This is a genomic window from Amycolatopsis tolypomycina (genome assembly GCF_900105945.1).
Classification (GTDB): domain Bacteria; phylum Actinomycetota; class Actinomycetes; order Mycobacteriales; family Pseudonocardiaceae; genus Amycolatopsis; species Amycolatopsis tolypomycina.
In genome coordinates, this window is the sequence record NZ_FNSO01000004.1 from 3056779 (window position 1) to 3076684 (window position 19906).

Consider the following 19906-nt stretch of genomic DNA (forward strand, 5'->3'; position numbering starts at 1 on the left):
ATCGGATGGTCCCCTTCGCCGCACGGATTGCTTGTGCGGCAACGGGTCCAGCACGATCAAGGCCCGCCCCTCGAGCACGGGAGAACGCCATGAAAGCCCTGACCGCGGCGGTTTCGCTCTGCGCCCTGTTCCCGGCAGCCGCAGCCGCGACCCCGCCGCCGGCACGCACCGACGTGTCGGCGGAGGACCGCGAGTACCTGAACCGGGCCCACCAGAACAACTTGTTCGAGATCATCACGAGCCACCTGACCGACCGCGCGAGCTGCGCGGAGGTACGCCGCCTCGCCCCCGAGTTCGCGGCCCACCACACGGCCCTGGACGCAGACCTGGTGAGCGTGGCGACACGCGAGGGGGTGACGTTGTATTCGGTACCCGAGCCGCTGCCCCGGATAGCCGACCTGGCCGCCCGATCCGGCCCGGACTTCGACAAAGCCTGGCTGAACGCCCAACAGGAGGCACACATCTCGGCGATCGCCACGATAGAGCGAGAAGCGCGGCAGGGGTGGTCACCGGAGGTGAAGGACCTGGCGGCCCGTGCGGCGCCGGTGCTGCATCACCACCTGGAGGAGGTGCTTGCGGCGACGGACGCTTGCCGGTGACGCCCCGGATACGACGAAAGCCACGTTCACCTGCGTGAACGTGGCTTGTCCGTCGGGCTGACAGGATTTGAACCTGCGACCCCTTGACCCCCAGTCAAGTGCGCTACCAAACTGCGCCACAGCCCGGACCCGCACTCCCTGAGTGCGTGAGAAGTACTCTAGCGTGCCCGCCAAACGGCCCTGCAAGCAGGGTCCCCCGTCCGCCTGACCTGCGGAAACAGGTCAGAGGGACGGGGAGTCAAGATCACGCCGGGTTCGCTGCGTGCGTCAGGGTCTGCCACGCCACGAACAGGTTGTTCGAGCCCGCCGGGCGCTGGCGTTCCGTCAGTGTCTGCGTGTTCGTCATCGCGATGCCCATGCGGGTGTTCAGCGCGTTGAAGCCCACCTCCGTCACCGGGCCGAGGCCCAGGTTCAGGTGGCCGCCGCACAGCCATGACGGGGCCGCCGTGCCCAGCTGGTACTTCGACTGGAAGCCCAGGGCCTGGCGCAGGCGGGTGCCGATGTCCGTGGCGTACACGTCCTCGCCCTGGATGCGGAGTGTCTCCGCCACGTCCGCTATGGCCGCTATGCCGTAGCCCGTGTGGGTGAAGTCGCGGCAGGTCTCCTGGGTCAGGCCGTCCACGAACGTCGACTGGCCCTGCCAGTAGCTCACGATCTGGTCCCGCGAGGAGAGGCCGCTGCCCGGCACCGTCTTGGGCAGGGCGCCGTCGGAAGACAAGTACACGTACGCCGCGACGCGGTTGCGGTAGCGCGTCAGCGCCTTGTCGTAGCTCGCCTTGTCCTCCAGGAACACCGAGATGCCGACCGCGGCCTCCATCATGGACAGTTCCCAGTTGCCGTTGCTGTTGCTGCCGTTGATGACCTTGCTCAAATACACGTTGCGCAGCATTGTCGCGAACCGGCCCGCATTCGGCCAGCTCGAATACGTGTACTTGATGATCTCCGCCGCGCGCGGCCACGACGAGCCCGCCCAGCCCGTCTGCAGCGGTGCGTTGCTGTTGGTGTGGCTCGTGATCACCGCCGACCACGCGTCCATCAGCGCGATCGCCTTCTGCGCGTACCGCGCGTCGCCCGTGATGTACCAGATCAGGGCGTCCGTGTACGCCGCGATCGCGTCTTCGCGCTCGTCCGTGCAGCCGTAGTTCGGGTTCGAGTACGAGCCGCATTCGACCACCGCGCGCGGTTTCGGCGTCCGCGAAAGGGACGCGTACGAACTGGCCAGCGCCTGGTCGTACGCCGCTTTCCACGGCTGGGCGCCGGCGTTCACCTTGGCCTTGACGAAGTCCAGCTGCGGGCGGCTCACCAGCACGCCCGGGTGGGTGAACGTCGCCGGCGCCGCCGGGGCCGGGGTGGCGAACAGCCCCAGGAGCAGGGGGACCAACGCGAGGACCGTGCGGAAGCGGGACATGGCTCTCCTCGAGACGACGGTGTCCAGGGGTGCGCGCCGGCTCAGTGTCATGGTCCAGACCACCATTGGTCAAGCTTTTCTCTGCGCTCCAAAGAAAGCGTTCAGCCCGCTGAACAGGTGCGTTCAGCGGGCTGAACAAAATCGCTCAGCCGAGACCGGCGCTCACCGCGTTCATCAGGACGCCGGTGTCGCCCGACATCTCCCACGCCATCACGCCGAGCAGCCCGCGCGCCTTGAGCCACGTGGTCTTCTGCCCGATCGACCAGGCGTCGTCGAACGTCCACCACTGCCCGCCGTTGCCGGTATAGCACGACGTCGCGACGGCGGCCGTGTCGTGGCGGACCGTGCAGCCCGGCACGCTCGCCACCAGGTTCGCGTACCCGCGCGTGCCGGCTTCCTCGGCGAACTGGCCCGGCGCCGCGCCGGTCGCCGACTGCCATTCGCCGCTCTTCCCGCCGTCGGCGACGCCCTGCCAGCCGCGGCCGTAGAACGCCAGGCCGAGCGTCAGCCGCCGCGGGTCGACGCCGGCGTTCGTGTACGCATTGATCGCGCTTTCCGCACTGAAGTGGAAGTTGTACGGGTCGTCCGCGTCGGCGTACAGATTGCCCTGGTGACCGGTGCGGTTGGGCTCCCACGAATTGTCACTGCCTGCCCCGTGGAAGTCGTAGCCCTGCACGTTCGCGACGTCGAGGTAGTCGAAGATCTTGGGCACGTCCCAGCCCGAAGCGACTTTCGCCGGGTCTGCCGGGGTGAACGCGTGCAGCTGGTACCGCTTGCCGGTGGTCGCCCCGTAGGCGTCCAGCTGCGCGCGGAACTCGGCGAGCAGCGCCGTCAGGTTGGCCTTGTCGTTCGGGCTCCAGTGGTTGCCGGGGTGGCCGTCGGGACTGCCGGGCCACTCCCAGTCGACGTCGATGCCGTCGAAGATGCCGGCCGCGGTACCCGGCCCGCCGGCGCCGCCGTAGGGCGCGATGTTGCCCTTCAACCAGGTGTCCACACAGGACGCGACGAACTTCTTGCGCGACGCGTCGGTCGCGGCGACGTCGGAGAAGTACTTCGAGTACGTCCAGCCACCGAGCGACACCAGCACCTTCAGGTTCGGGTGCTTCGCCTTGAGCTTCTTGAGCTGGTTGAAGTTGCCGCGCAGCGACTCCCAGCCGGTGTCGGCCACGCCGTCCACCGACTGCGCCGCGGAGAACGGCCGCGAGTAGTCGGCCTCGGCGTCACCGGCGCCGTCGCCCTGGTTCGGGTCCTGCGGGTTGGCCGTCGTGCCCTTCGTGACCCCGGACAGGCACGTCAGGTTCACCGGATCGATGTTCTCGAACGCGTACAGCAGGTGGGTCAGCTTCGCCGCCGCGCCGGACGTCTCGAGGTTCTTGACGAAGAACTGGCGCCCGTAGATGCCCCACTGTACGAAGTACCCGACCTTCGCGTAACCCGGGACGATGTCGCCGGTCTTGGCCGTCACAGCGGCACTCGGCGCCGACACGTTGTCGTAGCCGTCGCGGGCGCGGACGGTGAACGTGTACGAAGTGGACGGTGCCAGCCCGGTCACGACCGCCGACGTCGTCGTCACCGTCGTGGCCAAAGTGGACCCGCGGTAGACGTCGTAGCCGACGACGCCGGTGTTGTCCGTCGACGCCGTCCAGGCCAGGGAAACGCTGCCGGAGTCGGCGCCCGTCGACCGCACCCCGCTCGGCGCGGACGGCGGCGTCGTGTCATCGGCCGGGTTGTTCGTCGTCACGGCCAGGGCGGCGCTCGCCGGAGAGGTGGTGCCCTTGCCGTCGCGCGCTTTGACCGTGAACGAGTACGCCGTGCCCGGTGCGAGCCCGGAAACGGTGGCGCTCGTCCCGGTGACCGAAACGGCCAGGGAAGCGCCTTGGTAGACGTCGTACCCGGTCACCGGGAGCGAACCGGCGGCCGAGGGGTTCCAAGCCAGCGCAACGGTCTTGGTCGTCTTCGCGACCAGCCGCAGGTTCGCCGGCGCGCCCGGTGGCGTGTCCGGTGAACCGTCGCAGTTCGCGTTGTCGACGCGGCACTGCGTCGGCGTCGCGGCGGTGCTGAGCCGGAAAGTCGGGCTGTACGGGTAGGTGGTGCGGCCCGGCGCCAGCGTCGCGATGTAGTACGCGGGCGTCAGCGTGACCTGGGTGCCGTTCTGGGTCACCGTGCCGTTTTCGCCGGTCGACGCGGTGACGCCGGCGGGCAGCGTGAACGTGATCGCCCAGTTGCTCACCGACGCCGTCCCGGTGTTGGCGACCGTGTACGTACCGGTGGTGCCGCTCATGGCCAGGGTGGCGGTCAGCGAACCGGCCGCGGCGGCCGTGGGCGCGAGCGCCGCGGTGCCGCCCAGCGCGACGAGCAGGGCGGCGAGAGCGGAGCGTAGTCGTGCGGGAGTGCGTCTCATGGCGGTTCTCCAAGCGGCACGAGGGAATCCGATGTGGTCTAGACCACATCGAATGTAACCCGGCGCGGGGAGAACCGCGCACGCCCGAACGGCGGCTAGCGGTGTCCGAACGGAGTGTTAACGCCCCGAGAAGGTCGCCTTCCCCGGACCGTCGGCGAGGAACGACTTCACGGCGTTGCGCAGGTCCTCGGTCTCGAACAGCTCGGCCGCGATCGTCGTGATGTGGGCGTTCGCCTCGGGGACGCCACCGGCGGAGAAGTGGTCGAGGACGCGCTTGGTCGCCGCGTGGGCGCGGGTCGGCCCCTCGGCCAGCCGCCGGGCGAAGGCGCGCGCGGCGTCGTCGAAGCCTTCGCTCGGCAGGACGCGGTTGACGACGTTCCAGCGCTCCAGCGTCGCAGCGTCGTAGGTGTCGCCGGTCATGACGAACTCCTTGGCGCGCCCGACACCGGCCCGCGCGGCCAGCCGCTGGGTGCCGCCCATGGTCGGCGTCAGCCCGACGACCTTCTCGACCAGGCCGAACTTCGCGCGCTCGGCGGCGAGGATGACGTCGCAGGCCACGGCCACCTCGAATGCCCAGGTCAGGCACAGGCCGTGCGCGGCGAACACCGTGGGGAACGGCAGCGCGGCGATCCGGTCCGGCACCGCGAGCATCTCGTCGAACAGGACCTTCGCCTCGGCGGGCGAACCCTGGGCGTCGAACAGCGAGACGTCGACGCCGCCGCTGACGATCTTGCCTTCGGCGCGGATCAGCAGCGCCCGCGCGGGTTCGGCTTCCAGCTCGCCGATCGCGGAAGCCAGCGAGGACTGCAGCGAAGCCGTGTAGAGGTTCAACGGCGGAGCGTCGACGGTCAGGACGGCGAGCCCGCCGTCACGATCGAGGCGGACCTGCTGAGTCATAGTCACCCTGCTTCTTCGGCTTCGACGATGTCGTCCCAATACTGCTGGGCCTCCGGGCGCCAGTCGACGTGTTTGTGATGGAACAGTTCCGCCGCCTTCGTCCCGCTCCACTTCGCCGGCAACAGTTCGGCGGGCAGCTGCGGGTCGAGGAACGGGAACCGCCGCCACTCGTGGACCAGCTCGGTCTGCGCGCGCAGCACCGCGCGGCCGCCGGTCGGGTGCAGGCCGGTGAAGCGGTCGATGAAGTCCTCGTAGCGATCCTTGAGGTCGGTCAGGTCCCAGGACCGGGCGACCATGGACTCCTGCTCGCCGACCTCGCCGTACGCGGCGGTGAACGACATCGCCTGCGCCTCGAGGCCGAGCTCGGTGACGATCTGCTGGGCCTCCCGCTGCCGGGTCAGGTCCGGGCTGACCCACACGCCCGCCACGGGCGAGCCGAAGCCCGCCCAGGTCAGCCGGGTGCGCAGCCGGTGCCGCAGGTCGCGCTTGGCCTCGGGGACGGAGACGATCAGCATCAGCCACTGGCCGTTCCAGGCGCGTTCCTCGCGGCCGAAGGCGTAGATCCGGTCGGCGCCCTCGGTCAGCAGGCGGCGCCCCGGCGGGGTCAGCGACCAGCGCACGCGGCGCCCGACGCGCTCGGAGACCACCCAGCCTTCGGCGGCGGAGCGGGCCAGCGCCTGCCGCGCCGACTTCTCCTCGATGTCGAGGATGCCGAGGACCTCGACGAGCATCGAGGTCCAGACCGGCTTGTCGCGGGGGAGGGCGTATTCGCCGAGGACGGTCATCAGCAGCGACCGCGCGCTGGCGTGACTGACCTCGCGGCGGCGGCTCACCGTGGGCCGCGGCGCGGACGGGCGGCCTTCCCTCGGCTTCGGCCTGCGGCCGAGGATGACCGGGGGAGCGGGCTCGCCCATGCTGTTCACCGACCTCACTGTGTTGCGGCACTGACGGGCTGCGGGACTGACAACCTAACAGGGTACCCACAGTGAGTGATCAAAGCGCCACAGGACACACACTGTCGGTGGTTTTGACCTTGATCTGACAGTTCACCACGGGGTCGTAGACTCGGCTACCTCATGAGCGCAACTCTCGTCGCGAAGGACCTGGCCGCGGGCCACGGTGACCGCATCCTCTTCTCCGGCCTCGATCTCGTGGTGGCACCCGGCGACGTCGTCGGCCTGGTCGGCGTCAACGGCGCCGGCAAGTCCACCCTGCTGCGGACCCTCGCCGGCCTCGCGAAGCCGGACAGCGGCGAGGTCCGCCTGAACCCGCCGTCGGCGACGGTCGGGCACCTGCCGCAGGAGCCGGAGCGGCGGGAGGGCGAGTCGGTACGGGCCTTCCTGGCGCGGCGCACCGGCGTTTCGGCGGCGCAGGCCGAGCTCGATGCGGCGACCGCGGCGCTGACCGACGGCGCCGCGGGCGCGGACGACCTGTACGCGGCGGCCCTGGACCGCTGGCTCGCCCTCGGCGGCGCCGACCTCGACGACCGGGCCGCCGAAGTGGCCGCCGACCTGGGCTTGGCGGTGGACCTCGACCAGCCGATGACGTCGCTGTCGGGCGGCCAGGCGGCGCGGGCGGGGCTGGCGTCGCTGCTGCTGAGCCGCTACGACGTCTTCCTGCTCGACGAGCCGACGAACGACCTCGACCTGGACGGCCTGGCCCGCCTGGAGCGGTTCGTGTCGGGTCTCCGCGCGGCGACGGTGCTGGTGAGCCACGACCGCGAGTTCCTGGCCCGCACGGTGGACCGCGTCGTCGAGCTGGACCTGGCCCAGCAGCAGGTGAACGTCTACGGCGGCGGTTACGAGTCCTACCTCGAGGAGCGCGAGGTCGCGCGCCGGCACGCGCGGGAGGAGTACGAGGAGTACGCCGACACGAAGGCCTCGCTGGAGGCGCGCGGGCGGATGCAGCGGGCGTGGATGGAGAAGGGCGTGAAGAACGCCCGCCGGAAGCAGCCGGACAACGACAAGGCGGCCCGCAAGTTCCGCACGGAGGCGACGGAGAAGCAGGCGTCGAAGGCGCGGCAGACGGACCGCATGATCGAGCGGCTGGAGGTGGTCGAGGAGCCGCGCAAGGAGTGGGAGCTGCGGATGGAGATCGCCGCGGCCCCACGGGCGGGCGCGGTGGTGGCGACCCTGCGCGGCGCGGTGGTCCGCCGCGGCGAGTTCACGCTCGGGCCGGTCGACCTGCAGATCGACTGGGCGGACAAGGTCGCGATCACGGGCGCGAACGGCTCCGGCAAGTCGACCCTCCTGGCGGCACTGCTGGGCCGGGCCCCGCTGTCGGAGGGCGCGGCCGCGCTGGGCCCGGGCGTCGTGGTCGGCGAGGTCGACCAGGCGCGCCGGTTGTTCCTGGACGACGTGCCGCTCGCCGTGGCGTTCGCGCGGGAGGTGCCGGAGTTCGCGGACGCGGAGGTCAGGACCCTGCTGGCCAAGTTCGGCCTGAAGGCGGCCCACGTGCTTCGCTCGGCGGCGACGCTCTCGCCGGGGGAGCGGACGCGTGCTGCGCTGGCGTTGTTGCAGGCGCGTGGGGTGAATTTGCTTGTCTTGGATGAGCCGACCAACCATCTGGACCTGCCGGCTATCGAGCAGCTGGAGGCGGCGTTGGACAAGTATCCGGGGACGCTGCTGTTGGTGACCCATGATCGCCGGATGCTGGATGCCGTGCAGGTGACTCGGCGGTTGGTTGTTGAGGGCGGGAAGGTGAGTGAGCTGTGATCGCACGGCTCTCTGGTGCCTTGCTCGATTTGTGAGCAGTGCTCTCGAAATTGATCGCTGCTCCCTGCTCCCTGCTCCCTGCTCCCTGCTCCCTGCTCCCTGATGTGCTGTGAGCGGTGCTCTCGCTTTGGAGCGCTGCGCTCGAGGCGGCGTGAGCGGTGCACTTTTCAGTGAGCGGCGCTCTCGGTGTGGCTTCGTGTTGCCTGGCGCGAGCAGTGCTCTTTGTTGTGAGGCATGCGCTGTCGGGTGAGAGCAGTGCTCTCTGATGAGAGCGACGCTCCAGGGCGGACCAGGGTGGCCGGGGCGGGGCGGTGCTCTCGGTGGCGCGCTCGATTCGATCGCCACGCGCGCCAGCGTGAGGGCGTGCTTCCGGTTGTGGATCATGAGAGCAGTGCTCTCTGTTGTGAATACCGTTATGAGCGAAGGGAGAGCGGTGCTCTCGGTTGTGAGCAGTGCCTGCTGTTACTCGCGAGCGGTGCTCTCGATTCAGTGACTCCTGCTCTGAAGCGAGAGCGGTGCTCTCGAAGTGGAGCGGTCGCCGCTGTTGGGGGGATGAGCGGTGTTCTCTACGTGAGCACTGCTCTCTAGGGTGAGCGGTGCTCGCGGACGTCTGCGGAGGATTTGTGAGCGGTGCTCTCGAATGTGAGCACCGCTCCGTCTGTGCGCGAGCAGTGATCTCCCGAGAGAGCACTGCTCACCCTTTGGTCGCCCCGCCGGTCAGGCCCTTCACGAACTGCTTCTGCAACGCCAGATAAAAGATCAACACCGGCAGCGTCGCCAGGAACATCAGGGCGAACACGCTCCCGAAGTCCGCCTGGTACTGGCCGATCGAGCGATAGATGCCCGTCGTGATCGTTGTTCCCTGGCTGGGGCCCAAGATGATCAACGGGTCGATGAAGTCGTTCCAGATCCAGACGCCCAGGAAGATCAGGACCGACGCCGTGGCCGGGCGGAGCAATGGGAAGACCACTCGCCAGAAAGCCTGCATCCGGCTTGCTCCGTCGAGCAGGGCCGCTTCCTCCAGCTCCACCGGCACGCCCCGGATGAACCCCGTGAACACGAACACCCCGAACGGCACGTAATACCCCACGTTGAACAGGATCAGCCCCTGCAACGTCGCCATGAGGTGGGTGACGCGGAGGACGTCCGTGATCGGGATCAGGATCACCTGCGGAGGGATCATCAGCCCGGCCAGCAGGACCAGTGTCAGGACCTTCGTCCACCGCCGCGTCGAGCGGGCCAGGTAGTGGCCGAGCATGGCCGACAGGACCGTCAGTGCCAGGATCGACAGCACCGTCACCACGATGCTGTTCGTCAAGCTCACCCAGAACAACCCGTCCGGGCGGGTCAGCACCGCCTGGATGTTCGCCAGCGTCGGCGGGGCCGGCAGCGACGCCGGTGACGGGGCGATCCGCTCGCCCCGCTTGAACACGTTGGCCAGCACCAAATACAACGGCACGAAGAACACCGCGCCGGCCAGCAACGCGAACGTGGGCCGGACCAGCGAACGAGGACCGGAACGGGCCGTGCTCACAGGTCCACCTCCCGGCGGCGCAGGAAGTTCAACACCACCGACGTCACCACGGCCACGATCACCAGCATCACCACGGCCATCGCCGACGCGTAACCGACGTGGTTGGAGTCGAACCCCGTCTGCAGCACGTTGAACGCGATCGTCGCCGTGGCGCCGGAACCGGGGCCGCCGTTGGTGATCACCTTCACGTAGTCGTACGTCTTGAACGCCGAGATCAACAGCACCACCGTGTTGATCGTCAGCGACGGCGCCAGCAGCGGCCACGTCACCGCCCGGAACCGGCGCGCCGGGCCCGCGCCGTCGATCTCCGCCGCCTCCAGCAGCTCCGGTGGCACCCCCTGCAACCCCGCCAGGTACACCACCACGCAGAACCCCAGCATCTGCCAGCACACGATCGACGCCACCGAATACAGCGCCACGTCCGGATCGGACAGCCAGCCCGGCGGGTCCGAAACCCCGAGCGAACGCAGCAGAGTGTTCACCGGCCCGCGGTCGTCGAGCAACCGGGACCACACGATCGACACCACCACCGAACTGAGGATCACCGGCGTGAAGAACACGCTCCGCAAAGCGTTGTACAGCCAGCCCTTGCGGTCCAGCAGCAACGCCACCCCGAGACCCAGCACGTTCGGCACGACCACGACGATCACCGTCAGGATCGTCGTCACCTGCAGGGCCGTCAGGAACTGCGCGTCGGTGAACAGCAGGCGGTAATTGGCGAGGCCGACGAACTTCACCGGTGGCTTGAACGGGTTGTAGTTCGTCAGGCTGTAGCCGACACTGATCAGGATCGGCGCCATCACGAAGCACAGATACACGAGCACGCCCGGTGCGCCGAACGACGCGAAATGCGTCAGCCGCGGCAAGAACGGCCGGCGGCGGGCGGCCGGGCGGGGCGGGGACGGCGGTGCGATGACGGCGGTCAAGGACGTCAGCCCGCCTTCGCCCACTCGGTGTCCAGGAACGCGCACGCCTCCGCGACCGACTTGCGGCCGGTGATGACGTCCTGGGCGGCCTGGTCCACCTTGTCCTTCATTCCCGGCAGCAACCCGTCGTCGGCGGTCTCCCACCGGAACGCGTGCACCACCGCGTTCTGCCGCACGGCCTGCGCATACAGCTCGTAGCCCGCCTTGAAGGTCGCGCCGACGCCGGGCGGCGGCGTGTAGCCCTTGATCGCCGGGAACAGGCCGTCCGCCTTGACCGACGCGTCCAGCTGGTCCTTGTCGAGCTGGAAACCCAGTGCGAACTTCCGGGCCGCGTCGAGGTTCGCGGCCTTGGCGTTCACGATCATGCCGCCACCGGTGTACGCCGGGACGACGAGCCTGCCGTCCTCGGTGGGGAAGTTGAACACGCCCACCTCGAAGTCGTGCTTCTTCGAGTCGGCGTTGGCGGCGAACCAGTTGCCCATCGGGTACATCGCGCCCTGGCCGTCGAGGAACGCCTGCTCGGTCGCCGCGTAGTCGCGCGACACGCTCGTCTTGTCCACGTACCCCTTCGCCGCGAGGTCCGCGAGCTTCGAGAACGCGTGCTGGAACGCGGGATCGGCGAACTTCACCTTGTCCTGACGGCGTTGCGTCAGCCAGTCCGGCATCGTGGCGTAGACCTCGGTGCTCACCAGCCCGGACAGGATCATCGACGACGGGAAGCCGTCCTTGCCGCCGCCGATGGTGAACGGTGCGTAGCCCTTGTCCTTGAGGCGGGCGGCGTCGGCGAGCAGCTCGTCCCACGTCTTCGGCGGCGCCGCGATGCCCGCGTCGGCAAACATCCTCTTGTTGTAGTAGACCGGTGGGATCGTCTGGGTGTTGGCCGGCAGCTGGTAGAACCTGCCGTTCACCGGGTTGGCCTGCGGGAACTGGAAGTCCTTCAGTTCCTCGGGCGTCCACGCGTAGAGGTTGCCCGCTTCGGCGAAGCCGGCGGAGTCGACGGCGATCATCACATCCGGGAACTGGCCGGACTGCAGCAGCTGCTTCGCGTACGACGTCCGCCCGTCGGCGGTCGGCGCGACGAGCTTCTTCACCCTGACGCCCGGGTTCTTGTCCGTGACGCGCTTGATGGCGGCGTCCCAGTAGGCCGGCGTGAGGTTCGGGGTTTCGAACGTCAGGAAGGTGATCTCCGCGTCGGCGCCGCCGGTGTTCGAGCCGACCGAGCACGCGCTCACCGCCAGGAGCGCCGCCGCGCCCAGCGCCAGTGACCTTCTCATCGAGCCTCCCACCATATGTGATGTATGACGCATTTGATCTGACCTCTGGTGGGCTGTCAAGCGCCTTGGGGGAGCGAAACCGTCGATGAGCGGCCGATAGATCCGATCTCTACGGCGAAACTCGGTTCAGCCGGACGACGGTGCTCGCGAAGTCGCCGGTCGGGAGGCCGGTGGGCAGCCCGCGGGAGAGCAGGACGGCGCCGCTGTGGGTGGCGCCGGAATCCGGATCGAGGTACCGGTCAGCGGGACTGAGCCCCTGCAGCCGCAGCGGCCGCTCCGGCGCGTGGAAGTGCGCGGCCTGCCGGTAGGCGAACACGACCGCACGATCGCCGTGGACGTACTGGAAAGCCACGAGACCGTCGTCGACCGGCGGCCGGAGCCGGTACAGCGCGCCGTGCTGGACGACGGGCCGGATGTCCTTGTACAGCGCCACAAGCTCGCCGGCGAGCGCGAGATCGTCGTCGGGCCAGTGCACGATGTCGCCGCCGAGGCCGAGGACGCCGGCCATGGCGACGTGGAACCGGAACCGCAGCGGCACCGACCGCGCCGTCACGAAGTTCGGGGTGTCGGTGACCCACGCCGACATCGCGCGGGCCGGGTAGAGCTGGCCGTAGCCGTGCTGGATGCGCAGCCGGTCGAGCGCGTCGGTGTTGTCGGAGGTCCAGACCTGGTCGGTGCGGGCGAGGACGCCGAGGTCGATCCGGCCGCCGCCCCCGGCGCACGACTCGATCCGCAGGCCGGGATGATCCGCGCGCAGCCGGTCGAGCAGTGCGTACACCGCGCGCGTGTGCTCGACCCACAGCCGGTCCTGGTCGGCTTCGCCGGGCCAGCCCGCTTCGCTGAACGGCCGGTTCATGTCCCACTTGAGGAAGTCGATGCCGTGCGAGCCGACGAGCCGGTCCAGCCACTCGTGCGCCCACGCGGCGACGTCCGGGCGCGCGAAGTTGAGCACCAGCTGCCGCCGCAGTTCCGACCGCCGCCGGTGCGGGTGGTGCAGCACCCAGTCCGGGTGGGCGCGGTAGAGGTCGCTGTCGGGGTTGACCATCTCGGGCTCGACCCAGAGGCCGAACCGCATGCCGAGCCCGTGCACGGCGTCGACCAGCGGCTTGAGCCCGTCGGGGAAGCGGGTGCGGTTGGCCTCCCAGTCGCCGAGCCCGGCGTGGTCTCCGGTGCGGGCGCCGAACCAGCCGTCGTCCATCACGAACAGCTCGACGCCGAGTGCCACCGCCCGCTCGGCGAGGGCGCGCTGGCCGGCCTCCGTGACGTCGAAACCCGTGGCCTCCCACGAGTTGTAGAGCACGGGCCGCAGTTCGCCCGGGTGCGGCAGGACGTGCGCGAGGACGTAGGCGTGCCACGCGCGGCTCGCCGCGCCGAACCCGCCGCACGCGTACAGCCCCGCGGACACCGGCGTGACCAGCGGACGCCCCGGTCCGACGCGGTGGACGACGCCGTCCTGGCCGAAGCCGCCGCTCACCGTCAGCCGTCCGGTCGACGAACGGGTGGTGGTCAGCCGCCACGAGCCGCTCCACGCCAGCGCGACGCCGTAGACCTCGCCGTGGCGCTCGGTCGCCGTGCCGTCGTCGACCATCACCCACGGGTTGGCGTGGTGGCCGGTGATCCCGCGGCGGCTGCCGAACACGGTTTCGCCGTGTGGCGCAAGAGAACGCACCAGCTGCGTCTCCGCCGCCCACCGGCCGGTGACGTGGCTGAGCCGGTAGTCCTCGAAGACCGGCAGCGCCCAGGTGGCCGAGTCGGCCCGGACGACTTCGACGTCGGTGTCGGCGGAAAGCGACGTCCAGCGTTCGACGACATCGCCGCGCAGCCGGTAGTGCAGGGTGATCCGCAGCGGGTAGTGCCGGTCCGCGAAGTTCAGCCGCAGGTGGCCTTCGGTGATCGAGTGGTCGGAGTACCGCCATTCGAGGGCTCGCGTCCCGTCGGCGAACCGGACCTGCAGCGCGGGGGTCCAGTACCGGGTGCCGCCGTCGGCGGCGAGTTCGTCGAGGCCCTCGTTCGGGTCGTTGAACCCGTCCCACCGGGGAAGCGGTTCCCCGAGCAGCTCGACGACGTCGGCGTCGGCCAATGCCGGTCCCCAGTGGACGTGGGTCGGGACGTCGTCTTCGCCGAGCCGCAGCGCGTACGTGCTCGATTCCCCGGTGAGCACCCAGGTGCGGTGGTCCTCGAGGAAACTGATCCCGGCCATGCGGGACATCCTGCTCACCGGCGCGGCCGCCGCCAAGGGATGTCCCGCTCACCGGTCACGGCCGGTCGGTCAGGTACCCGCCCATCGTCTTGAAGTACTCGTGCGCGGGCAGATCGGTGCCGTCGGCGGTGCGGACGCGCTCGACGAGCAGGCCGGGGGACTGCCCGCGACGGGCGTCCGGCCCGGCGACGATCACCACGCCGTCGCCTTCCCGGATGAAGATCCGGCCCGGCGTGCCGCCGTAGTGCCCCTCCGACACCGACGCCTTGAGGATCCGCAGCTCCTGGCCGCGGTGGTAGGCGAACGCGTTCGGGTACGGGTCGGACAGCGCGCGCACGAACCGCTCGATGTCCGCCGGCGGCAGGGTCCAGTCGATGAGGCTGTCCCGCTTGGCCCGCTTGTGGAAGAAGCTCGCCTTCGACCGGTCCTGCGGCACCGGGGTGTAGCCCGTCTCGATCAGTGAGATGGCTTCGGCGGTGATCGGCGCGATGAGGTCGACCGTGCGGTGGAAGAGGTCGGTCGTGGTGTCGGCCGGCCCGACCGGGATCGCGCGCTGCAGCACGATGTCACCGGCGTCGAGCTCGCCGTCCATCATGTGGGCGGTGACGCCGACTTCCGGCTCGCCGTTGATCATGGCCCAGATGAGCGGCGAGAAGCCCGCGTACGCCGGCAGCAGCGAGTCGTGGATGTTCAGGGTGCCGTGCCGCGGCAGCTCGAAGATCTCCGGCGGCAGCCAGGTGCGCCAGTTGTTCGCGACGATCAGGTCGAGGTCGGCGGCCTTGAGCTCGGCCAGCAGCTCGGCGTCGTCCGGGCGGTTGCGCAGCAGCACCCGGATGCCGTGCTCCTCGGCGAGGTCGGCGACCGAGTCGGCCCAGATCCGCTCGTAGGCGTGGTCGCTCTTCGGGTGGGTGACCACGAGGGCGACCTCGTGGCCGGCGTCGATGAGCGCCTGGAGGGTCCGGTGCCCCCAGGTCTGGTAGCCGAACATCGCCACGCGCATTCGAGAGTGCCTTCCTTGGTCGGGGGACGAACATCACCACGAACGTACTAGGCGAGGCTCGCCTAAGTTAGGTTAGGGTTCCCTGAACCGTACCGGAGCGCGCGAGGGAGCAACATGACTGCAGAGGTCCCGATCTACGACATCGTCGGCGTGGGCTTCGGACCGTCGAACCTGGCCCTCGCGATCGCCCTCGCCGAGCACAACGCCGGTAGCGCCGCTCAAGGGAAGCCAGTGACCGCGCACTTCCTCGAGCGGCAGCCGCGCTTCGGCTGGCACCGCGGGATGCTGATCGACACCGCCACGATGCAGGTGTCGTTCCTCAAGGACCTGGTCACCATGCGGAACCCGACCAGCGAGTTCAGCTTCCTCAACTACCTGCACGCCGCCGGGCGGCTGGTCGACTTCATCAACCACAAGAACCTCTTCCCGCTGCGCGTGGAGTTCCACGACTACTTCGAGTGGGCGGCCGCGAAGGTCGACGACGTCGTCTCCTACGGCACCGAGGTCGTCGCGATCAAGCCGGTGTACGACGGTGGCGAGATCGCCTATTTCGACGTCGAGGCCTCGGACGGTTCGTCGCTGCGGGCCCGGAACCTGGTGATGGGCACCGGTCTGCGCGCCCAGCTGCCCGACGGCGTCACCAGCGGCGAGCGGGTCTGGCACAACAGCGAGCTGCTGTTCCGCGTCGAGGGCCTGAAGAACGCCGACCCGAAGCGGTTCGTCGTGGTCGGCGCCGGCCAGAGCGCGGCCGAGGTCGCCGCGTTGCTGCACGACGAGTTCCCGCGCGCCGAGGTGTGCGCGGTGTTCGCCCGCTACGGCTACAGCCCGGCCGACGACAGCTCGTTCGCCAACCGGATCTTCGCACCGGAGGCCGTCGACCAGTTCTACCGCGCGGGCGAGCCGGTCAAGGACCGCCTGATGCGCTACCACGGCGCCACGAACTACTCGGCCGTCGACATCGACCTGATCGACGAGCTCTACCGGCGGGTCTACCGCGAGAAGGTGCTGGGCGTGGAACGGCTGCGGCTGTTCAACGTCTCGCGCCCGGTCGAGGTCACCGACGCCGGGACGGTGACGGTCGAGTCGTTGACGACCGGCGCGCAGACGGTCCTGGACGCCGACGCGGTCGTCTACGCCACGGGCTACCGGCCCGCGGACCCGACGCCGCTGCTCGGCGAACTGGGCCCGCGGTGCCTGCGTGACGACGAAGGCCGCCTCCGCGTCGAGCGCGACTACCGGCTGGTGACGGAAGCGCCCCTGCGCGGCGGGATCTACCTGCAGGGCGGCACCGAGCACACGCACGGCATCACGTCGTCGCTGCTGTCGAACACCGCGGTGCGGGTGGGGGAGATCCTGCAGTCCGTCGTGGACCGCCGGGTGGTCGCGGCGCCGGCCGGGGAGCTCGCCGTCAGCGCGCGGTGATCTGCTCCCGCAGGATGTCGCCGTGGCCGGTGTGGCGGGCGTACTCCTCGATCAGGAACAGGTAGACGAAGCGGAGGGTGACCTCGCCGACGACCGGGTGCGTCCACCGGTCGTCGAGCGAAAAGCCCGCCGCGATCTCGCGCGAACGCCGGGTGGTCCGCTCGTGCTCGGCGATCACGTCGTCGATGGTTTCGCTGTCGGAGACGACGAAACTCGGGTCGCCGGGCGTCGACGGACCGTCGATCCCGGCTTCGTCCAGCCCGGCGATCAGCCACTGGAACCAGCGGCGCTCGGCGACGGCGGTGTGCTTGACCAGCGCGATCGGCGTGGTCAGGGACGGGACCAGCCGGATCCGGGCGTCGGCTTCCGAGAGGCCGCGCACGTTCTCGACGAGCGCGAGGCGGCCGCGGTCGAGCATGGCCTCCAGCAGTTCGCGCTCGGGGCCGGTGGTCTTTTCGGGCAGCACGTACATGCGTGCCAGCTTGCCGGAGATTCAGGCCTGGTGCACCGGCGCCGGGTGGTGGCGGCTGATCGGGATGACCATCGGCGTCCCGCTCACCGGGTCCGGGGTCACCTGGCAGCGCACGTCGAAGACCTCGTCGACCAGCTCTTCGGTGATCACGGCCGCCGGCTCGCCCGAGGCCACCACCCGGCCCGCCTTCATCGCGATCACGTGGTCGGCGTACCGGCACGCCTGCGGCAGGTCGTGCAGCACCATCACCACCGTGCGGCCGTCGGCGCGGTTGAGGTCGACGACCAGGTCCAGCACGTCGATCTGGTGGGCCAGGTCCAGGTACGTCGTCGGCTCGTCGAGCAGCAGGACCGGCGTGTCCTGGGCGACCGCCATCGCGATCCACGCGCGCTGGCGCTGGCCACCCGACAGCTCGTCCACCGGGCGGTCGGCCAGGTCCGTCAGCTCCGTGGCCGCCAACGCGGACGCGACCGCGCCTTCGTCCGATGTGGACCACTGCCGCCACCAGCTCTGGTGCGGGGCGCGGCCGCGGGCGACGAGGTCGGCCACCGTCATGCCTTCGGGCGCCACCGGGGACTGCGGGAGGATGCCGAGGCGCTGGGCGACCTGGCGGGTCGGCAGGTCGTGGATCGACCGGCCGTCGAGGTAGACCCCGCCCGACTTCGGCGTCAGCAGCCGGGCCAGCGTGCGCAGCAGCGTCGACTTGCCGCACGCGTTCGCCCCGACGATCGCGGTGATCTTCCCCGCGGGGATGTCGAGGTCGAGGCCGTCGATGACGACCCGGTCGTCGTAGGCGACGCGCAGGTCCTGCACGCGCAGGGACGGTGTCATCTTCTCAGCCTCCGGAGCCGGATCGGTTGGCCCTGGCCAGCAGCCAGAGCAGCAGCGGGGCGCCCAGCGCGCCGGTCACGATGCCGACCGGCAGCGGCGACGCGGTGATGGTGCGGGCCAGGATGTCGCCGCCCAGCACCACGACCGCGCCGGTGAGCGCGGACGCCGTCAGCGGCGGGGACGCCTGGCGCGCCAGGCGTTGCGCGATCTGCGGCGCGGTCAGCGCGACGAACGAGACCGGGCCCGCGGACGCCGTCGCGAAGGACACCAACCCCGCGCCGGACAGCAACAGGCCCAGGCGCACCGGCTGGACCGGCGTGCCGAGCCCGGCCGCCACGTCGTCGCCGAGCTGCAGCGTGCGCATCCACCGCGACAGGGCGAGCACGAGCGGCAGCAGCACCGCCAAAGCGCAGGCGAGCGGGACGACGTGCTCCCAGCCGCGGTTGTTCAGGTTGCCGACGAGCCAGCCGATCGACGCCTGGGCTTCGGTGATCTGCGCGCGGCTGAGCAGGTAGTCGGTCAGGCTGGTGCACATCGCGAAGATCCCGATGCCCACCAGGATGATCCGGTAGCCGGTGGTGCCGCGCCGCCACGCCAGCGCGTACACGAGCAGCCCGGTCAGCAGCCCGCCGAGCAGGCCGAGCGTGGTGGTGCCGAGGCCACCGCCGAAGCCGAACGAGATCCCGGCGACGACGGCGGTGGCCGCGCCCGCGTTGATGCCGATCATGTCCGGGCTGGCCAGCGGGTTGCGCGTGATGGTCTGGAACACCGCGCCGGACGCGCCGAACGCGAGCCCGGCCAGCAGCCCGGTCAGCGCCCGCGGCAGCCGCAGCTCCTGCACGATGTAGCCGGTGCCGCTGTCGCCGCCGCCGAACACCGCGGACAGGACGTCGGACACGCTCAGTGGGACGTCGCCGATCGTCATGCCCAGGCAGAACAACGCGAACGCCAGCACGGCGAGCGCCAGCGAGACGGCCACCAGCCGGAGCCGGACCCGGCCGGACACGGCGGGTTTCGCGAGGCGGAAGGTGACGCGGTCGCGCCGCACCTGCAGCAGGCTCATCAGGACTCCACCAGCTTGCGGCGGCGGACCAGCCAGATGAAGAACGGCGCGCCGAGGAACGCGACGATCACGCCGGCGCGGACTTCGCCGGGCCGCGCCATGATGCGGCCGAGGATGTCGGCGGCCAGCAGCAGGCACGGCGCGAGGACCGCGGTGTAGGGCAGCAGCCAGCGGTGGTCCGGGCCGATGACGAACCGGACGGCGTGCGGGACGATCAGGCCGAGGAACACGATCGGGCCGGCGACCGCGACGGAAGCGCCGGTCAGCAGCGTGATGGCCAGGGCGCCGCGCAGCCGCAGCGGGCCCAGCCGCCGGCCGAGCGCGACCGCGACGTCGTCGCCGAGCGCGAGGCTGTTCAGCGCCGGCCCGCTGGCGATCGCCAGCACCACGCCGACGAGGAGGAACGGCAGGACCCGCAGCAGCGAACCGCCGTCGACGCCGGCGAGTGACCCGGCCGACCAGAAGCGGTAGCGGTTGAGCGCCACCGGGTCCGACAGCACCATCGCGCTGGTGAACGAGCCGAGCAACGCCGTGACGGCGGCCCCGGCGAGGGCGAGCTTGACCGGGCTCGAGCCGCTGCGGCCGCGGGTGCCGAGGAAGTAGACGACCGCGGTCGCGGCGAGCGCGCCGGCGAAGGCGAACCAGATGTAGCCGTAGAGGGAGCCGACGCCGAGCACGGTGATGGACAGGACGATGGCGAACGCGGCCCCGGCGCTGACGCCGAGCAGGCCCGGATCGGCCAGCGGGTTGCGGGTCAGCGCCTGCATGAGCGTGCCGGCCAGGCCGAGCGCGGCGCCGACCAGCACGGCCAGGAGGGTGCGCGGCATCCGGACACTGTGGATGATCACGGCGTCGGCCGAGCCGTCGTCGTGCCACAGCACCTGCCACACCTCGCCGAACGAAATCTCCTTCGACCCCAGCCAGACGCTCAGCAGGCACAGGAAAACCAGGACACCGAGGGCGGCCAGCAGACCGAGCGCGCGGCCCGTGTGTGGCGGGCGTCGCTTGAGAGCGATCCCTCCGGGGTCTGTTCGCACCGCACCTCCGACTGGTACTGATTTTAGGTAAGGCTAACCGATGGTACAGGAGTGCATCCTCACCATCCGTTTGTTAGGGTCACCTAAGTTTGCGCCCCGATCGGGGCGCCGTGAGCAGCGGGAGGCTG

The 19906-nt window shown here is 70.0% G+C and carries 16 protein-coding genes and 1 tRNA gene; 3 read left to right on the forward strand and 14 right to left on the reverse strand.

Annotated features, from left to right (window positions below; genetic code table 11):
- Positions 1-89: 89 nt before the first annotated feature.
- A complete protein-coding gene (locus BLW76_RS24050; protein ID WP_167384710.1) occupies positions 90-599 on the forward strand; it encodes a DUF4142 domain-containing protein in 510 nt (169 codons plus the stop codon).
- Positions 600-651: 52 nt separating this feature from the next.
- Here BLW76_RS24050 and BLW76_RS24055 read toward each other — a convergent pair.
- The 5 genes from BLW76_RS24055 to BLW76_RS24075 form a co-directional block, all read right to left on the reverse strand.
- Positions 652-725 (reverse strand) — tRNA-Pro (locus BLW76_RS24055).
- A 118-nt stretch (positions 726-843) separates the two neighbouring features.
- A complete protein-coding gene (locus BLW76_RS24060; RefSeq protein ID WP_091311189.1) occupies positions 844-2007 on the reverse strand; it encodes an alginate lyase family protein in 1164 nt (387 codons plus the stop codon).
- Between the two features lie 145 nt (positions 2008-2152).
- The gene (locus BLW76_RS24065) at positions 2153-4366 is read right to left on the reverse strand and encodes a glycosyl hydrolase family 18 protein (RefSeq protein ID WP_091319793.1); all 2214 of its coding nucleotides are present in this window, start codon (positions 4364-4366) and stop codon (positions 2153-2155) included.
- 159 nt (positions 4367-4525) lie between these two features.
- On the reverse strand, positions 4526-5305 hold the full coding sequence (locus BLW76_RS24070) for an enoyl-CoA hydratase/isomerase family protein (RefSeq protein ID WP_167384711.1): 780 nt from the start codon (positions 5303-5305) through the stop codon (positions 4526-4528).
- 2 nt (positions 5306-5307) lie between these two features.
- Positions 5308-6219, reverse strand: coding sequence for a PaaX family transcriptional regulator (locus tag BLW76_RS24075; RefSeq protein ID WP_279627738.1), 912 nt, complete (start codon positions 6217-6219; stop codon positions 5308-5310).
- 162 nt (positions 6220-6381) lie between these two features.
- Between BLW76_RS24075 and BLW76_RS24080 the strand changes: the two genes are divergently transcribed.
- On the forward strand, positions 6382-8019 hold the full coding sequence (locus tag BLW76_RS24080) for an ABC-F family ATP-binding cassette domain-containing protein (RefSeq protein WP_091311194.1): 1638 nt from the start codon (positions 6382-6384) through the stop codon (positions 8017-8019).
- 694 nt (positions 8020-8713) lie between these two features.
- Here the strand turns inward: BLW76_RS24080 and BLW76_RS24085 are convergent.
- The 5 genes from BLW76_RS24085 to BLW76_RS24105 all read right to left on the reverse strand — a co-directional run bounded on the left by BLW76_RS24085 (position 8714) and on the right by BLW76_RS24105 (position 14953).
- Positions 8714-9553, reverse strand: coding sequence for a carbohydrate ABC transporter permease (locus BLW76_RS24085; RefSeq protein WP_167384712.1), 840 nt, complete (start codon positions 9551-9553; stop codon positions 8714-8716).
- The gene (locus BLW76_RS24090) at positions 9550-10503 is read right to left on the reverse strand and encodes a carbohydrate ABC transporter permease (RefSeq protein WP_091311197.1); all 954 of its coding nucleotides are present in this window, start codon (positions 10501-10503) and stop codon (positions 9550-9552) included. The genes BLW76_RS24085 and BLW76_RS24090 overlap by 4 nt, the downstream gene beginning before the upstream one ends.
- Complete coding sequence (locus BLW76_RS24095) at positions 10485-11753, reverse strand: extracellular solute-binding protein (RefSeq protein WP_091311200.1); 1269 nt, start codon at positions 11751-11753, stop codon at positions 10485-10487. Before BLW76_RS24095 ends, BLW76_RS24090 begins: the two co-directional genes overlap by 19 nt.
- A gap of 109 nt (positions 11754-11862) precedes the next feature.
- Complete coding sequence (locus BLW76_RS24100; RefSeq protein WP_091311202.1) at positions 11863-13953, reverse strand: alpha-galactosidase; 2091 nt, start codon at positions 13951-13953, stop codon at positions 11863-11865.
- Between the two features lie 55 nt (positions 13954-14008).
- Positions 14009-14953, reverse strand: a complete 945-nt coding sequence (locus tag BLW76_RS24105) for a methionyl-tRNA formyltransferase (protein ID WP_091311204.1) — start codon at positions 14951-14953, stop codon at positions 14009-14011.
- Positions 14954-15067: 114 nt separating this feature from the next.
- Between BLW76_RS24105 and BLW76_RS24110 the strand changes: the two genes are divergently transcribed.
- Positions 15068-16375, forward strand: a complete 1308-nt coding sequence (locus BLW76_RS24110; protein ID WP_091311207.1) for a lysine N(6)-hydroxylase/L-ornithine N(5)-oxygenase family protein — start codon at positions 15068-15070, stop codon at positions 16373-16375.
- Here the strand turns inward: BLW76_RS24110 and BLW76_RS24115 are convergent.
- The 4 genes from BLW76_RS24115 to BLW76_RS24130 are packed head-to-tail and all read right to left on the reverse strand — an operon-like array spanning position 16362 to position 19778.
- Positions 16362-16847, reverse strand: a complete 486-nt coding sequence (locus BLW76_RS24115) for a DinB family protein (protein WP_091311209.1) — start codon at positions 16845-16847, stop codon at positions 16362-16364. The two genes, BLW76_RS24110 and BLW76_RS24115, sit on opposite strands and share 14 nt — an antisense overlap.
- 21 nt (positions 16848-16868) lie before the next feature.
- A complete protein-coding gene (locus tag BLW76_RS24120) occupies positions 16869-17678 on the reverse strand; it encodes an ABC transporter ATP-binding protein (RefSeq protein WP_091311211.1) in 810 nt (269 codons plus the stop codon).
- A 4-nt stretch (positions 17679-17682) separates the two neighbouring features.
- Entirely contained in the window at positions 17683-18741 is a 1059-nt protein-coding gene (locus BLW76_RS24125) for a FecCD family ABC transporter permease (protein WP_091311214.1), read from the reverse strand.
- Positions 18741-19778: a FecCD family ABC transporter permease gene (locus tag BLW76_RS24130; protein WP_091311216.1), complete on the reverse strand. Its 1038-nt coding sequence runs from the start codon at positions 19776-19778 to the stop codon at positions 18741-18743. The genes BLW76_RS24125 and BLW76_RS24130 overlap by 1 nt, the downstream gene beginning before the upstream one ends.
- Positions 19779-19906: the final 128 nt, after the last annotated feature.

Bases quoted from the DNA above. Each gene is read 5' to 3' on its own strand.
- BLW76_RS24100 (WP_091311202.1), bottom strand. From the start codon at position 13,953: ATGGCCGGGATCAGTTTCCTCGAGGACCACCGCACCTGGGTGCTCACC.
- BLW76_RS24070 (WP_167384711.1), bottom strand. From the start codon at position 5,305: ATGACTCAGCAGGTCCGCCTCGATCGTGACGGCGGGCTCGCCGTCCTG.
- BLW76_RS24115 (WP_091311209.1), bottom strand. From the start codon at position 16,847: ATGTACGTGCTGCCCGAAAAGACCACCGGCCCCGAGCGCGAACTGCTG.
- BLW76_RS24105 (WP_091311204.1), bottom strand. From the start codon at position 14,953: ATGCGCGTGGCGATGTTCGGCTACCAGACCTGGGGGCACCGGACCCTC.
- BLW76_RS24050 (WP_167384710.1), top strand. From the start codon at position 90: ATGAAAGCCCTGACCGCGGCGGTTTCGCTCTGCGCCCTGTTCCCGGCA.
- BLW76_RS24095 (WP_091311200.1), bottom strand. From the start codon at position 11,753: ATGAGAAGGTCACTGGCGCTGGGCGCGGCGGCGCTCCTGGCGGTGAGC.
- BLW76_RS24120 (WP_091311211.1), bottom strand. From the start codon at position 17,678: ATGACACCGTCCCTGCGCGTGCAGGACCTGCGCGTCGCCTACGACGAC.
- BLW76_RS24110 (WP_091311207.1), top strand. From the start codon at position 15,068: ATGACTGCAGAGGTCCCGATCTACGACATCGTCGGCGTGGGCTTCGGA.
- BLW76_RS24080 (WP_091311194.1), top strand. From the start codon at position 6,382: ATGAGCGCAACTCTCGTCGCGAAGGACCTGGCCGCGGGCCACGGTGAC.
- BLW76_RS24125 (WP_091311214.1), bottom strand. From the start codon at position 18,741: ATGAGCCTGCTGCAGGTGCGGCGCGACCGCGTCACCTTCCGCCTCGCG.
- BLW76_RS24060 (WP_091311189.1), bottom strand. From the start codon at position 2,007: ATGTCCCGCTTCCGCACGGTCCTCGCGTTGGTCCCCCTGCTCCTGGGG.
- BLW76_RS24075 (WP_279627738.1), bottom strand. From the start codon at position 6,219: ATGGGCGAGCCCGCTCCCCCGGTCATCCTCGGCCGCAGGCCGAAGCCG.